The sequence below is a fragment of the Citrobacter sp. MGH110 genome, assembly GCF_001037515.1.
Taxonomy (GTDB): domain Bacteria; phylum Pseudomonadota; class Gammaproteobacteria; order Enterobacterales; family Enterobacteriaceae; genus Citrobacter; species Citrobacter portucalensis.
The window spans coordinates 420,805-434,550 of sequence record NZ_KQ089830.1 but is presented as its reverse complement, the minus strand read 5'-3'; the positions used below and the strand labels follow the sequence as shown (position 1 = coordinate 434,550).

Annotated in this window: 16 protein-coding genes; 9 read left to right on the top strand and 7 right to left on the bottom strand. The window is 53.5% G+C overall.

What is annotated here, in order from left to right; genetic code table 11:
• Window positions 1-97 precede the first annotated feature (97 nt).
• Window positions 98-667 carry a DedA family protein gene (locus SK38_RS01985; RefSeq protein WP_048234920.1) on the top strand — a complete coding sequence of 190 codons (570 nt, stop codon included), beginning with the start codon at window positions 98-100 and terminating at the stop codon, window positions 665-667.
• Between the two features lie 37 nt (window positions 668-704).
• Here the strand turns inward: SK38_RS01985 and mdtQ are convergent, their stop codons facing one another.
• Window positions 705-2,144, bottom strand: a complete 1,440-nt coding sequence (mdtQ, locus tag SK38_RS01980; RefSeq protein WP_048234918.1) for a multidrug resistance outer membrane protein MdtQ — start codon at window positions 2,142-2,144, stop codon at window positions 705-707.
• Between the two features lie 169 nt (window positions 2,145-2,313).
• On the opposite strand from mdtQ, the gene SK38_RS01975 reads away from it, so the two are divergent.
• Both SK38_RS01975 and yohP read left to right on the top strand, forming a co-directional pair.
• Window positions 2,314-3,048: a class I SAM-dependent methyltransferase gene (locus SK38_RS01975; RefSeq protein WP_048234917.1), complete on the top strand. Its 735-nt coding sequence runs from the start codon at window positions 2,314-2,316 to the stop codon at window positions 3,046-3,048.
• Between the two features lie 70 nt (window positions 3,049-3,118).
• On the top strand, window positions 3,119-3,202 hold the full coding sequence (gene yohP / locus SK38_RS25365; RefSeq protein WP_015572324.1) for a small membrane protein YohP: 84 nt from the start codon (window positions 3,119-3,121) through the stop codon (window positions 3,200-3,202).
• Between the two features lie 103 nt (window positions 3,203-3,305).
• On the opposite strand, the gene dusC is transcribed toward yohP, so the two are convergent.
• The 6 genes from dusC to mhbT form a co-directional block, all read right to left on the bottom strand.
• Window positions 3,306-4,250: a tRNA dihydrouridine(16) synthase DusC gene (dusC, locus tag SK38_RS01970; RefSeq protein WP_048215919.1), complete on the bottom strand. Its 945-nt coding sequence runs from the start codon at window positions 4,248-4,250 to the stop codon at window positions 3,306-3,308.
• Between the two features lie 61 nt (window positions 4,251-4,311).
• Window positions 4,312-5,505 carry a 3-hydroxybenzoate 6-monooxygenase gene (locus SK38_RS01965; protein WP_048215918.1) on the bottom strand — a complete coding sequence of 398 codons (1,194 nt, stop codon included), beginning with the start codon at window positions 5,503-5,505 and terminating at the stop codon, window positions 4,312-4,314.
• A 14-nt stretch (window positions 5,506-5,519) separates the two neighbouring features.
• Window positions 5,520-6,164, bottom strand: coding sequence for a maleylacetoacetate isomerase (gene maiA, locus SK38_RS01960; RefSeq protein ID WP_003834489.1), 645 nt, complete (start codon window positions 6,162-6,164; stop codon window positions 5,520-5,522).
• A gap of 8 nt (window positions 6,165-6,172) precedes the next feature.
• The gene (locus SK38_RS01955) at window positions 6,173-6,874 is read right to left on the bottom strand and encodes a fumarylacetoacetate hydrolase family protein (RefSeq protein ID WP_048234915.1); all 702 of its coding nucleotides are present in this window, start codon (window positions 6,872-6,874) and stop codon (window positions 6,173-6,175) included.
• Between the two features lie 15 nt (window positions 6,875-6,889).
• Window positions 6,890-7,927 carry a gentisate 1,2-dioxygenase gene (gtdA, locus tag SK38_RS01950; protein ID WP_048234914.1) on the bottom strand — a complete coding sequence of 346 codons (1,038 nt, stop codon included), beginning with the start codon at window positions 7,925-7,927 and terminating at the stop codon, window positions 6,890-6,892.
• A gap of 11 nt (window positions 7,928-7,938) precedes the next feature.
• Complete coding sequence (gene mhbT, locus SK38_RS01945) at window positions 7,939-9,297, bottom strand: 3-hydroxybenzoate transporter MhbT (protein ID WP_048234912.1); 1,359 nt, start codon at window positions 9,295-9,297, stop codon at window positions 7,939-7,941.
• A 126-nt stretch (window positions 9,298-9,423) separates the two neighbouring features.
• On the opposite strand from mhbT, the gene SK38_RS01940 reads away from it, so the two are divergent.
• The 6 genes from SK38_RS01940 (at window position 9,424) to SK38_RS01915 (ending at window position 13,718) form a co-directional block, all read left to right on the top strand.
• A complete protein-coding gene (locus tag SK38_RS01940; protein WP_048234911.1) occupies window positions 9,424-10,332 on the top strand; it encodes a LysR substrate-binding domain-containing protein in 909 nt (302 codons plus the stop codon).
• Window positions 10,333-10,463: 131 nt separating this feature from the next.
• A complete protein-coding gene (locus SK38_RS01935) occupies window positions 10,464-10,868 on the top strand; it encodes a CidA/LrgA family protein (RefSeq protein ID WP_003834497.1) in 405 nt (134 codons plus the stop codon).
• Complete coding sequence (locus SK38_RS01930; protein WP_003027380.1) at window positions 10,865-11,560, top strand: CidB/LrgB family autolysis modulator; 696 nt, start codon at window positions 10,865-10,867, stop codon at window positions 11,558-11,560. Before SK38_RS01935 ends, SK38_RS01930 begins: the two co-directional genes overlap by 4 nt.
• A 148-nt stretch (window positions 11,561-11,708) precedes the next feature.
• Window positions 11,709-12,593, top strand: coding sequence for a cytidine deaminase (gene cdd / locus SK38_RS01925; protein ID WP_048234909.1), 885 nt, complete (start codon window positions 11,709-11,711; stop codon window positions 12,591-12,593).
• 163 nt (window positions 12,594-12,756) lie between these two features.
• Window positions 12,757-13,476: an outer membrane permeability protein SanA gene (sanA, locus tag SK38_RS01920; protein WP_003027383.1), complete on the top strand. Its 720-nt coding sequence runs from the start codon at window positions 12,757-12,759 to the stop codon at window positions 13,474-13,476.
• Between the two features lie 2 nt (window positions 13,477-13,478).
• Complete coding sequence (locus tag SK38_RS01915) at window positions 13,479-13,718, top strand: DUF2542 family protein (protein ID WP_003834502.1); 240 nt, start codon at window positions 13,479-13,481, stop codon at window positions 13,716-13,718.
• The last annotated feature ends 28 nt before the right edge of the window (window positions 13,719-13,746 follow it).

The window sequence follows — 13,746 nt, the reverse complement described above, 5'->3', positions numbered from 1 at the left end:
CATTAGGGAACTGAACGACGTTAAGCGCTACTATGCGTCTTTTCCGGCATCAAGTATTCATAGGGTGTATGCTATTACCGTGGAGGTCATACAACGTATGGATATAACGCATTATGTTGCGCAGTACGGCTATGCTGCGTTAATCATCGGCAGCCTGGCGGAAGGTGAAACCATTACCCTGTTAGGCGGCGTCGTGGCGCATCAGGGAGTCCTGAAATTCCCGCTGGTGGTACTCTCGGTCGCACTAGGTGGGATGATTGGCGATCAGTTGCTCTATTTACTCGGACGTCGTTTTGGCGGCAAAATTCTGCGTCGTTTCTCGCGCCATCAGGCGAAAATTCATTATGCGCAGAAAATGATCCAACGACGTCCTTACCTGTTTGTGGTCGGTACGCGCTTTATGTACGGCTTTCGCGTTATTGGTCCCTTACTGATTGGCACCAGTCACCTGCCGCCGAAGATCTTTCTACCGCTGAATATTCTTGGCGCGTTTGTCTGGGCATTGCTATTTACCACCCTTGGCTACGTCGGTGGTGAAGTGATTGCACCGTGGCTGCACAGCCTCGACCAGCATATCAAGCATGGCATCTGGCTGGTGCTGGTTATCGGGATAGTCGCGGGCGTCCGCTGGTGGATGAAACGCCGAAGCACGCGTAAAGCGCAATGAAGATGGCCCGACAGCGGAACACCGTCGGGCCGAACAATCAGGATGCGTGATAACCGCCGCCCAGCGCGCTGGTCAACTGGATTGATGCATCCAGCCACTGGCCTTGCAAAAGTAGACCGTTGCACTGCTCACGTAATGCCGGGATCTTTGCCTCGCTAACCCTGGAGCCCGCAATAATACCCGCATTAAAGCGCGCCTGTGCCAGCCCCACTACGCGCTGAGCGTCATGTTCAATCTGCTGCTGATGCTGATTTTTCTGCGCCAGTGTTTCTACCTGCGATGCCGCACGTGCCACGTCATTCACCGCATCCACCACAGCTTTGTTGTAATTCGCCACCGTCAGATTACTTTGCGCTTTCGTAATATCGAGATTCGCATTCAGTCTGCCACTGTCAAAGATAGGCAGCGTCAACCCGGCGGTTACGCCCATTTGCTGCGCGGAATGGCGGAACAGGTCACTCAGATGTAACGCATCCTGTTGTAAAAATGCCATCAGATTCACATCGGGATAAAACGCCGCTTTCGCCGCATCAATACTGCTCAGCGATGACTCAATGTACCAGTGTGCTGCCTGCAAATCTGGTCGACGGGCAAGCAGCGAATAACCTAGCTGGGACGGGAGCTGACTTTCAACCACGGGCAGTTTGGTCGAATGGAGCTTCAGGGCAACGGACTGCGAGTTGCTCAACGCGCTTAGGCGCGCCTCAATCACCTTCATTTTACCGCTGACATCGTTCAGTTGCTGCTCCGTCTTGCTGGAATCGATATCGGTTTCAACACCTTCCACCGAAGAAGTGAGGCCGTTTTGATACAGTTGACGATCGACGGTAATCACATTTTGCTGCTCGCTTTCGATTTGCGTCAGCACGGTTTTCAGTGCGGCCTGCGTCTGCCATTCCCAGTAAAGACGGGAGACACCGCTCGCCAGTAGCTGCCGGGTTTGCTCGCGCTCAGCCTCACGCGCCTTAACGGCTCCAATGCGCGCAGTCACTTCGGCCCGATTCTTACCCCACAGATCCAGATTCCAGCCGGCGGTTAAACCAAAGGTTCCATTGGTGTACCACGGCCCCGTGGTTCCTGCTGCGGGATCAGTTATGGCGAAAGGTCCCATCAGCCCCTCAGCTGACATTCTCTGACGCTCAACGTCTGCGGAGAAGTCGATCTCCGGGCCATCTTGCGCTTCCACGGCCTTAGCCTGCGCCTCCGCCAGTTGAATGCGCTGTTCCGCGACCTGCATATCAGGAGAATTTCGCAAGGTGCTGTCAATCAACGCATTAAGCTGGGGGTCGTGATATGCCTTCCACCACTGGCTGTCCGGCCAGCCATTTTTTAACGCGGCAGGCAATGTGGTATCGACATTTGCGGCAGGCGTCTGCTGTGACAGAGACTGGCGGTCATCATGCATCGGCGCGCAGCCAGACATCAGAACAAAAAGCGGCAACAATGCCGTCGTGACAAACACAGAATTACGATTCATGGAGATATACAGGTAAGAAAAGATGTGCAGAGATTACGACTTGTCGCTGTTGCTTTTTTAGTTACGCGTGGCAATACATCTTTGGCAATAAAAATATATAATCAGAAAAATATACACCCAGTGAATAATATAGATTAAATAATTTTAATAATTAATGGATGGAGATGTTATGTCACAGAATATCTATGACGATCCTGAGTTCTTTGCCGGATATGCCACGCTGGATCGTTCAGTAAAGGGACTCGACGGCGCGCCAGAATGGCCGACAATACAAGCGATGCTCCCCTCTCTTCAAGGCAAAAACATTCTTGATTTGGGCTGTGGATATGGTTGGTTTTGCCGCTACGCGCGCGATAATCAGGCAGCCAGTGTAATGGGACTGGATATTTCACAAAAGATGTTAACCCAGGCACACAGTATGACGCAGGGTAATGGCATCGTTTATCAGCGTGAAGATCTCGAAACGCTAACCCTGTCCCCAAATTCTTTTGACCTGGTTTATAGCTCGCTTGCCCTGCACTATTTGCACGATATAGAACGATTACTCGTAACCATTTACCAGTCATTAACACCAGGCGGTATGTTAGTTTTCTCTGCCGAGCATCCAATTTATACCGCCCCGCTTAATCAGGGTTGGATAAAAGATAAAACTGGGCAGCTGTCCTGGCCGGTTAATCATTATCAGCAGGAAGGTGAGCGCATCAGTAACTGGTTTGCTGAAGGCGTCAAAAAACAGCACCGTAAGCTGGCGACCTGGATTAATGCGCTGATTGCCGCCGGATTCGAGATCGTCTGTGTCGATGAATGGGGACCGTCCGCGCAACAGATTGCTGAAAACCCGGCTTTAGATGAAGAAAAAGAGCGGCCAATGGTGTTTCTGCTCAGCGCACGTAAACCAGCATAACAACGCCTCCAGGCAGAATGATTGATACTTTCCTATACTCAATCTGAACTTACCAAAAAAAGGAAAGTTAATGAAAATTCTGCTGTGGGTAATTCTGATTATTTTTCTGATTGGGCTATTGGTGGTAACAGGCGTGTTTAAGATGATTTTCTGATGTCGTCATTTCGCCCAGGCCTGATAGCAGAAATCTCAGGCTATGATTCTCTCTGATGCCGGATGGCGGCGTAAACGCCTTATCCGGCCTACTGGAACTGAGATCAGGCAGTAATCTCGATAGCCTGAATCGCACGTGCGATATCCGGCGAATTATTTAACGCACGAATTTCCTGAAACAGTTCTGTTGCCTCTGAATATTCTTTGCGCAAATACCCTAACCACTGCTTAATCCGCGCTACATGATACAGCCCGGTGTCCCCCTGCTTTTCAAGGCGGGTATATTTTTGCAACAGCGTCACGACTTCAGGCCACGGCATACGCGGCTCGTTGTATTTCACCACGCGGCTCAGGTTCGGAATATTTAATGCGCCACGTCCGATCATCACCGCATCGCATCCGCTGATGGCCATACAATCCTGGGCGCTCTGCCAGTCCCAGATTTCGCCATTCGCAATAACCGGAATGGACAGCCGCTGACGGATCTCGCCAATCGCCTGCCAGTTGATATGTTCCGCCTTGTAGCCCTGCTCTTTGGTTCGGCCATGCACCGCCAGTTCGCTGGCACCAGCCTGCTGGACGGCATCGGCAATTTCAAACTGCCGGTCGCTGTTGTCCCAGCCCAGACGAACTTTCACCGTCACCGGAAGATGAGCCGGGACCGCCTCGCGCATAGCTTTTGCGCCCCGGTAGATAAGCTCAGGATCTTTCAATAATGTTGCGCCACCGCCGCTACCGTTCACCAGCTTCGATGGACAGCCACAGTTTAGATCGACACCGTACGAGCCCAGTTCTACCGCTCGTGCGGCATTCTCCGCCAGCCACTGCGGATACTGTCCTAACAGCTGAATGCGAACCAACGTGCCGGATGGCGTCCGGCTGTTGTTATGCAGTTCCGGGCAGAGTCGATGAAATACTTTTGCCGGCAGGAGCTGATCCACCACGCGCACAAACTCGGTGATGCACAGATCGTAATCATTCACTTCAGTCAGCAGCTCGCGCACCAGTGAGTCGAGCACGCCTTCCATCGGCGCCAGTAAAACACGCATATCGTCACCCGCAAAAAAAGAGGCGCTATGGTAGCGCCTCCGTTCGGGAGATTAAAGAGGCTCAGCGCGGCAACAGGCAGTTATCTTCTTTCCAACCGTACAGCCATTCCATACCGCGATAAAACTCTGCCTGCGATTTGTCTTTCCACAGCAGATTACGTACCTGACGCTCGACGCCTGCGGCGTGGTAGACACGGCCCATTTCACGCGTTGACCAGACGATGCGTGCGGTACGCGGAATACGCACCGACTCATACAACGCAAAGGCATCAGCCGCATCGCCACCACACTGCTGTAGCGCTTTACCGAGCGTTACCGCGTCTTCCAACGCCATACAGGCACCCTGCGCCATATATTGCGCCACCGGGTGCGCGGCATCCCCCACCAGCGTGATGCGGTCGGTTCCCCATTTTTCTACCGGCTCGCGGTCGGCGGTGGACCAGCGCCGCCATGACGTCGGTTTATCCAGCATCTGACGCGGGCGCGGATGAATACCCGCAAAATAGGAGAGCACTTCCTCCTTGCTGCCATCCTTCACGCCCCACTCTTCCTGCTGACGACTGTGGAAGGTCACCACCAGGTTATATTGCTTACCGCCGCGCAGCGGATAGTGCACCAGGTGACAGTGTGGTCCGGCCCACAGCACCGGTGCGTTAATGCGTAAATCCTCCGGCATATCATCGCAATCAATCACGGCGCGATAGACCACGTGTCCGGTAACCCGTGGCGCATCGCCAATCAGAGACTGGCGGACAACCGACTTCACACCGTCACAGCCCACCAAAATATCTGCCGTCCAGCTGTTGCCGTGCTCATCAAATACCGTCACGTCATTCTCTGTCTGGCGGATATCAACCACGTTAGTTGAAGTGCGATACTCAACGTTAGGATGCACCAGCGCCGCTTCCCACACAGAAGCATGAATATCAACCCGATGGATAACCGCATAAGGACCGCCAAAGTGATCGCGGAACGCCTGGCCGGTTTCAATGCGGACCACCTCTTTTGCGTTTACCGCATCCATCATTGTGATGTGGTCGGTAAAAACGGCACGCTGACGGGCGACTTCTCCCACGCCAAGGCTGTCCAGAGCAGAGAATGCATTCGGCCCGAGCTGAATACCCGCGCCAATTTCACCAATCTCGTGCGCTTTCTCCAGCAACATCACTTTAATGCCCTGACGGGCCAGCGATAGCGCGGTCGCCGCGCCGCCAATCCCGCCACCCACGATAATTGCGCGTGTCACTTTAGCCATTGTCGTTCTCCTTATCAGGCTGGAATTTTATCTTGTTGATTCTCGGGCGCGGCGGCGATAAACGCCGGAAGCTGAGTACAGGCATCATATACCGCCTTACAGCGCGGATATCCGCTCAGATCGCACCCCATACGTAACGCATTCGCCCACTGTGGGATCAGACAGCAATCCGCCAGCGTCGGCGCATCACCCACGCAGAACTTCCCCGAATGACTCTGGCGCAGCATCTGTTCCACCGCGCTTAACCCTTGCTGGATCCAGTGTGCATACCAGCGTTTTTTATCCTCTTCACTGACCTTTAACTCTTCGCTCAGGTAGCGCAGTACCCGCATGTTATTCACCGGGTGGATATCACAGGCGATGGCATAGACAATTTCCAGCACCTTACTGCGCACCGGGAAGTCGGCAGGCAGCAGTGGCGTTTGCGGAAAGTGGCCATCCAGCCAGTCAATTATTGCCAGCGACTGCCCAAGTGATTCTCCGTCATCGGTCACCAGAGTCGGCACCAGTCCCACCGGGTTCATCCGTCGGTAGGCCAGTTCGTTCTGCTGACCGATGCGAATGTTGACGCCCACCGTCTGGTAATCCAGCCCCTTCAGCGCCAGCGCAATGCGCACCCGATATGACGCCGAGCTATTAAAGAAACTGTACAGCTTCATCATCCACCTCAGATAATCTTCACGGCGATGGGGGTTAAACCGTCTACGTTTCCGGTGATCACATCCCCTTTCACTACCGCCCCCACGCCTTCTGGGGTACCGGTGTAGATCAGATCGCCCGGCTGCAGTTCAAAGAAACCAGACAGATAGCTGATGGTTTCATTCACAGACCAGATGAGGTGGCGAATATCGCTACGCTGATGATCGTCGCCGTTGACCTGCAACCAGATTGGCGCATTGTTAACATCCACACTTTCGCTGGCTTTATGCAGCGGCGCGATGGGTGCGGAGAGATCAAACGCTTTGCCAATTTCCCACGGACGCCCCATCTGGCGCATCTCCATCTGCCGATCACGGCGGGTCATATCCAGACCGGTGGCATAGCCCCAGATATATTCGTGCGCTTTTTCCAGCGGAATATCGCTGCCCTTTTTGCCAATCGCCACCACCAGCTCTATCTCATAGTGATAGTTATCGGTTTGCGATGGGTACGGCAGTTCGAGGATCTGACCAGCCGCCACCGGGACTACCGCATCGGCAGGTTTACAGAAAAAGAACGGCGGTTCGCGATCCGGATCAAAGCCCATTTCACGGGCATGGGCGGCATAGTTACGGCCCACGCAGTAAACACGGCGCACAGGAAATTGTTCATCACAGCCAACAACCGGAACGGTAACAGGCGCTTGTGGTTCAAATACGTATTGCGTCATTTTCTCTCTCCCAAATTAATAGCGTGCTTCGCGGAACAACCCCAGAGCTTCCTGAACCGGTCTGTCCGAAAAACTGAATAAGACGGTATCTTCGTGGGTCTGGAACGACACGCCGTGCCAGGTCGGCACCACAAAGATATCTTTTGGCGAAAAGTTGAAGGTCTCGTTACCAATGGTGACCTGCCCACTTCCTTCCACCACGTGGTAGATAGTGCTGTCGGTGGTACGCGCCATCCGTGAGGAAAAGCCCTGCGGCAACAGTTGCAGGAAGGTTCCCATCGAAGGCATGGGATAACCGCCGGTTACCGGGTTGACGTAACGCATCTTGTAACCGTCCCACTCATCGGCGTCGCCCATGCGCGTCAGGTCATGCAGTGCTTCACGGCTGCGATCGTAGCGATAGTTAAAAATCGGCGATGAGTTACCTTTCTGATGACGCAGCGGCAGCATATTGGCCGCGTAGCGCGGTAAGTAATCCCCTTCCTTGCGCGTGACCGGCTGCTGATCTTCCGGGTAGTCTTCCGCAAAGCCACAGCCCAGCAGGTTCACCAACGGCAGGTCCAGACCGTCCAGCCACACCACCGGTTCACTGCCCGGGTTGCCGTGATCGTGCCAGCGCCACTGCGGCGTCAGAATAAAATCGCCTTCATGCATCTGGGTGCGCTCACCGTCCACAGCGGTAAATGCCCCTTTCCCTTCGACAATAAAGCGCAGTGCAGACTGATTATGACGATGACTCGGCGCAACCTCGCCCGGCATAATTAACTGCAATCCCGCGTACAGCGTTGGGGTGATTGAAGACTGTCCACGCAGCATTGGGTTTTCCAGCACCAGCACGCGGCGAATCGCCTCTTTCGCGCCAATCAGATCGCCACTTTCCAGCAGCAGCGGGCGGATCTCCTGATAGTTCCAGTACGCAGGTGCGCAATGTGCATTCGGTGTTGGCGGCACCAGGCGGTGCAGCGACTCCCACAGCGGGGTCAGATTCTGCCCGGAAATATGCTGGTAAAACTGCTGACGGCTGTTCTTAACGTCCTGATTCAGTTCAGACATAGGGATTCTCCTTATTCATTCACAACACCTGCGCGTGGCAGAGTATTTGAGGCAGAGGCCGACTGGCGGATAACAACCGTCAGCAGCGTAAGCATTACCGCGCTGATGGCCGCCGGGACGGCAATAATGAAAAACAGGTTATCGAATGAGAAATTCATCGCCATCATCACCCCGCCGGAAAGCGAGCCGACAATCGCGCCGCAGCGCCCCACTGCATTAGACCAGCTAACGCCCGTCGCCCGGCTTTGTGTCGGATAAAGCGTGGCGGTTAACGCATTAAGACCAACCTGAGAACCGCTGATGCCGATGCCGGTGCCAAAAATAGCCAGTGCCATCAGCCCCAGACCGTTTTCGCTCAGGCCAATCATGACGATGCACACTGCGCCCAGCGCATAACTCACGGCCAGCACGCGGAAAGGATTGTATTTGTCCATCAGCACGCCCAGCGCCAGTGCCCCCAGCGTTCCTCCAATCTGGAAGGCGGCAGTTACCCAGGAGGCATGCTGCAGATCAATTCCACGATGGTTAAGCAGCGTTGGCATCCAGCTGGAGAGCAGATAAATAATCAGCAGGCTCATAAAGAACACTACCCATAGCATCAGAGTAATAGGCAGCTGTCGCCCAACGAACAGCTGGCGAATGCTGCCTTTAGCTATCGCGGCACCTTCGTTGAGATAAAAATGGGCATTGTCATAACGTTCCCGGGTGATGGCACTGACGGTTCTGGCAATCACGTTTTGCGGCAGTTGACGACGAACCTGCCAGCGCGGGGATTCCGGTAGCGCAAACAGCAGAGCAACAAACAGCATTAGCGGTAGAACGCCTCCCAGCACCAGAATGCCGTGCCAACCAATCACCGGCACCAGCTGTGCGCTGACGATACCGCCCATTGCCGATCCCAGAGTAAAGCCACAGAACATCATGGTGACCAGTGCGCCACGCCGACGCGCGGGCAGGTATTCCGAGGTCATAGTAATGGTATTCGGCATTGCCCCGCCCAGCCCTAAGCCGGTAAGAAAGCGCAAAATAACCAGCGTTTGCAGATCGGGTGAAAAAGCCGAGAGCAGGCTCAGTGCACCGAACAGCGCCACGCAGAGTTCTATCACCCGTTTGCGGCCAAAACGGTCGGACAGTGGGCCACAGAGCAGCGCGCCAGCGGTCAGCCCCAGCAGACCAGCGCCAAACAGCGGTGCCAGATCGCCTGCAGTCAGTTGCCAGTGAGTGCGAATATCGGGTGCGATAAAACCAATCGCCGCGGTATCAAATCCGTCGAGCATGACAACCAGAAAACAGCAGATGATAACGCGCCACTGGGTCTTACCGACGGGGGCGGAATCGATCAGTGCTTGTAGATCACGTTGTTGAGTCATAGTGAATGCCTCAGTGCAGGTAGAGTAGATGTCTGTTTTGTTTTAGGTATGTTGCGACTTTGTATGTTTGGAGATGAAATGTACAATGGCTTTTCATGCAGAGGCATAACCTGGAGGTTATAGCAAATGGCAAACTGGGCGCAGAAACTGAAGTTGCAACACCTGCAAACGCTTATCGCGCTGGGCGAACAGGGAAATCTGACGCACGTCGCCCGGATGATGAATATCACCCAGCCCGCGTTGTCGAAATGGTTATTACAGCTCGAGGATGAGATTGGCATCACGCTCTTTGAACGTCACAGTAAAGGCTTGCGTCCTTCCGAAGGCGGCAAGTTGCTACTGCAACATGCCCAACGCCTGATCAATGATATGGAGCGTTCGCAGTATGAAATCGCCCGTTTTAAGCAAGGCGGCCTTGTAGGGAGTCTGAAGATTGGCTGCTCGCCGGTAGCGACCGACTGTGTTTCACAGGCAATACTGGGTTTGCTCACAGAACTGCCAACCCTGCATCTTAATATTGAAGAGAAAGTGATGACCCCGCTGCTGCACGATCTGCTCGCGGGTTCGGTGGATGTCGTCGTCGGTCGGGTCGGCGGTCGGGCGCTTCAGTTGCCGCTCAATTATCAAGTGCTGTATACCGAGCCGGTCTGTTTCGTCGCCCGCCCCGATCATCCCTTGGCAAAATATCCCCTGCTCACCTGGCACGATCTGGCTAACTGGCGCTGGATTGTCTGGCCGACAGGAACCCCTATCCGGATAAGCATTGATAACGCGCTGGTTGATAACGGCGTAATGTTGCCGGAAAACATCATTGAATCGGCATCAATCAACGTCAGTACCAACCTGCTGCAAAGTAGCGACATGATCTCTATTCTTTCTCTACGGCTGGCACAACGGTATGCCGCCCAGGGACAACTGGCTATCCTGAATCTGCCGAAGATTGAACAAAAAGGCAGCGTCGGCGTATTCTGGCGCAACAACGAAACGCCTACTACCGCCCTGAACCGCTTTCTGTACTACCTGGCACAAGTTTAGCGCGGAGAGTTAGGGCCATCGCCCGATGTTCCAGATATCTATTTCCTCTATGCTTAGAATTCATGATGTGATCGGTAGCACGTTTTTAAGTTTAATTGTATGATGAATAAGTCTCGTCAAGGGTTTCAACTATGAGCAAAGCACTGAACGTTATCTGGCAATATTTGCGCGCATTCGTCCTGATTTATGCCTGCCTCTATGCAGGTATTTTTCTTGCATCGCTACTCCCCATCACCATTCCGGGCAGCATTATCGGCATGCTGATTCTGTTTGTTTTACTGGCTTTGCAGGTGTTACCGGCAAAATGGGTTAACCCCGGCTGCTACGTGCTGATTCGCTATATGGCCCTGTTGTTTGTCCCGATTGGCGTGGGGATCATGCAGTACTTTGACCTGCTGCGCGCGCAATTTGGTCCGGTGGTGGTGTCTTGTACCATCAGTACGCTGGTCGTTTTCCTGGTGGTGAGCTGGAGCTCGCACATTGTGCACGGTGAGCGCAAAATCGTTGGGCAAAAAGAGGCTAAAGCAAAAAAATGATGTCGTATATCTGGTGGTCATTACCTCTTACGCTGGCGGTATTTTTTGGCGCACGTAAGCTGGCAGCTCGCTTTAAAATGCCTTTGCTGAACCCTCTGCTGGTCGCCATGGTGGTAATTATTCCCATTCTGCTGCTGACAGGTATTCCCTACGATCACTATTTCAAAGGCAGCGAAGTGCTGAACGATTTGCTGCAACCTGCCGTGGTCGCGCTGGCCTATCCGTTATACGAACAGTTGCACCAGATTCGCGCCCGCTGGAAATCAATCATTGCTATCTGTTTTGCCGGGAGCGTTGTGGCGATGGTAACAGGTACAACAATCGCCTTGTTGATGGGCGCATCGCCGCAAATTGCCGCGTCTATCATGCCAAAATCGGTCACCACGCCTATAGCTATGGCGGTGGGTGGCAGTATTGGCGGCATTCCGGCGATCAGCGCCGTATGCGTCATTTTTGTCGGCATTCTCGGGGCGGTATTTGGACATACGTTACTCAATGCCATGCGTATTCGCACTAAGGCCGCTCGTGGGCTGGCAATGGGCACCGCGTCGCACGCCCTGGGCACCGCACGCTGTGCGGAACTGGACTATCAGGAAGGTGCGTTTAGCTCACTGGCGCTGGTCATTTGCGGCATTATTACCTCGCTGGTAGCCCCGTTCCTGTTCCCGATTATTCTGGCAGTGGTGGGTTAATCTTCATTTTTTAGCTATTTATTTGCGATGCGTTGCACATTTTTCATTTAAGTTTCATAAGTTGCATACACAATGAGATTTGGATCACATATAAAGCCATAACAGGCCCGTAAACTACGATTCCATTACATTGTTATGAGGCATCGCCATGCATCCACGTTTTCAAACTGCTTTTGCCCAACTCGCGGATAACTTGCAATCAGCCCTGGCCCCTGTTCTGGCGGATGCACATTTCCCCGCCATGCTGACTGCTGAGCAGGTCTCTTTGCTAAAACGCGAATCGGGACTGGACGAAGACGCGCTGGCATTCGCTCTGCTGCCGCTGGCTGCGGCCTGCGCACGTACTCCGCTGTCCAACTTCAACGTTGGGGCAATTTCTCGCGGCATCAGCGGCAACTGGTACTTCGGTGGGAACATGGAGTTCCTGGGCGCGACTATGCAGCAAACTGTTCATGCCGAGCAAAGCGCTATCAGCCATGCCTGGCTGCGCGGTGAAAAAGGGCTCGCCGCCATCACCGTCAACTACACGCCGTGCGGCCACTGTCGCCAGTTTATGAACGAACTGAACAGCGGACTGGATTTACGGATTCATCTGCCGGGACGTGCACCACACGTGCTGCGTGATTACCTGCCAGATGCCTTCGGCCCGAAAGATCTGGAGATTAAAACGCTGCTGATGGACGAGCAGGATCACGGCTTCGCGCTGCAGGGCGATGCGTTGACCCAAGCGGCAATCACTGCTGCCAACAGATGTCATATGCCGTACAGCAAATCCCCAAGCGGCGTGGCGCTGGAGTGTAAAGATGGCCGTATTTTTAGCGGCAGCTATGCTGAAAATGCCGCCTTTAACCCGACCCTGCCACCGCTGCAGGGCGCGTTAAACCTGTTGAATCTGAACGGTTATGATTATCCAGATATCCAACGCGCCGTGCTGGCTGAAAAAGCCGACGCGCCGTTGATTCAGTGGGATGCGACCTCCGCCACGCTGAAAGCACTGGGCTGCAATAATATTGAGCGCGTTCTCCTGGGTTAATCGACTCAATAACGCCAGTTCGTAGGCCGGATAAGGTGTTTACACCGCCATCCGGCACTATGCAGAATGCCTAAAATCCCCTCAATCAGACTGCTGTTTCTTGCGCTACGTCTTCCGGTACAGTAGCCTGATTGAAATTCCATCCAAATAACGAGTTTTCTGCATGTTAAAGCGCGTGTTTTACAGCCTGTTAGTCCTGTTAGGCTTGCTGCTTTTGACTGTGCTTGGACTCGATCGCTGGATGAGCTGGAAGACTGCTCCCTACATTTACGACGAACTGCAGGATTTACCCTACCGCCAGGTCGGTGTGGTTCTGGGCACGGCGAAGTATTACCGCACCGGCGTCATCAATCAGTATTACCGCTACCGCATTCAGGGCGCATTGAACGCCTATAACAGCGGGAAGGTAAACTATCTGCTGTTAAGCGGCGACAATGCCCAGCAAAGCTACAACGAACCCATGACGATGCGTAAGGATCTGATTGCCGCAGGCGTCGATCCCGCTGACATCGTGCTTGATTACGCCGGGTTCCGCACGCTCGATTCCATCGTGCGTACGCGTAAAGTATTCGATACCAACGATTTCATCATTATTACTCAACGATTCCACTGTGAGCGCGCCTTGTTTATTGCGCTGCATATGGGCATTCAGGCCCAGTGCTACGCCGTACCTTCGCCAAAAGATATGCTCACCGTGCGGGTACGTGAATTTGGCGCCCGTTTTGGCGCACTCGCCGATCTCTACATTTTCAAACGTGAGCCCCGTTTTTTAGGCCCACTGGTGCCCATCCCTACCATGCATCAGGTACCGGACGATGCGCAGGGGTATCCGGCGGTCACGCCTGAACAATTACTCGAATTACAAAAGAAACAAGGAAAATAAGCATGGAAGGAAAAACGATCTTTATCGTTATTGGCGTACTGATGATTGTTCTCTGGACGTGCAGAGAAGGCCTGAAGGGACTGCGTTCCGGTATCGTCGAGAAAACAGTGAAAGGTTCGCAGACGCCAATGATCATTTCTCGCGCTAAAGAACCCAGCACTTACTGGAGCTATATCATCGTTTATTTCGGTATGGCCATTGGTGCACTGTTCACTGGTATCTGGTTACTCTTTATCAAATAAAAAACCGATGCAGAAAGCCTCTGCACCG

What these genes read in the sequence shown, in the direction of transcription:
- SK38_RS01985 (WP_048234920.1), top strand. Translation starts at nt 98, where the DNA reads ATGGATATAACGCATTATGTTGCGCAGTACGGCTATGCTGCGTTAATC.
- mdtQ (WP_048234918.1), bottom strand. Translation starts at nt 2,144, where the DNA reads ATGAATCGTAATTCTGTGTTTGTCACGACGGCATTGTTGCCGCTTTTT.
- SK38_RS01975 (WP_048234917.1), top strand. Translation starts at nt 2,314, where the DNA reads ATGTCACAGAATATCTATGACGATCCTGAGTTCTTTGCCGGATATGCC.
- yohP (WP_015572324.1), top strand. Translation starts at nt 3,119, where the DNA reads ATGAAAATTCTGCTGTGGGTAATTCTGATTATTTTTCTGATTGGGCTA.
- dusC (WP_048215919.1), bottom strand. Translation starts at nt 4,250, where the DNA reads ATGCGTGTTTTACTGGCGCCGATGGAAGGCGTGCTCGACTCACTGGTG.
- SK38_RS01965 (WP_048215918.1), bottom strand. Translation starts at nt 5,505, where the DNA reads ATGGCTAAAGTGACACGCGCAATTATCGTGGGTGGCGGGATTGGCGGC.
- maiA (WP_003834489.1), bottom strand. Translation starts at nt 6,164, where the DNA reads ATGAAGCTGTACAGTTTCTTTAATAGCTCGGCGTCATATCGGGTGCGC.
- SK38_RS01955 (WP_048234915.1), bottom strand. Translation starts at nt 6,874, where the DNA reads ATGACGCAATACGTATTTGAACCACAAGCGCCTGTTACCGTTCCGGTT.
- gtdA (WP_048234914.1), bottom strand. Translation starts at nt 7,927, where the DNA reads ATGTCTGAACTGAATCAGGACGTTAAGAACAGCCGTCAGCAGTTTTAC.
- mhbT (WP_048234912.1), bottom strand. Translation starts at nt 9,297, where the DNA reads ATGACTCAACAACGTGATCTACAAGCACTGATCGATTCCGCCCCCGTC.
- SK38_RS01940 (WP_048234911.1), top strand. Translation starts at nt 9,424, where the DNA reads ATGGCAAACTGGGCGCAGAAACTGAAGTTGCAACACCTGCAAACGCTT.
- SK38_RS01935 (WP_003834497.1), top strand. Translation starts at nt 10,464, where the DNA reads ATGAGCAAAGCACTGAACGTTATCTGGCAATATTTGCGCGCATTCGTC.
- SK38_RS01930 (WP_003027380.1), top strand. Translation starts at nt 10,865, where the DNA reads ATGATGTCGTATATCTGGTGGTCATTACCTCTTACGCTGGCGGTATTT.
- cdd (WP_048234909.1), top strand. Translation starts at nt 11,709, where the DNA reads ATGCATCCACGTTTTCAAACTGCTTTTGCCCAACTCGCGGATAACTTG.
- sanA (WP_003027383.1), top strand. Translation starts at nt 12,757, where the DNA reads ATGTTAAAGCGCGTGTTTTACAGCCTGTTAGTCCTGTTAGGCTTGCTG.
- SK38_RS01915 (WP_003834502.1), top strand. Translation starts at nt 13,479, where the DNA reads ATGGAAGGAAAAACGATCTTTATCGTTATTGGCGTACTGATGATTGTT.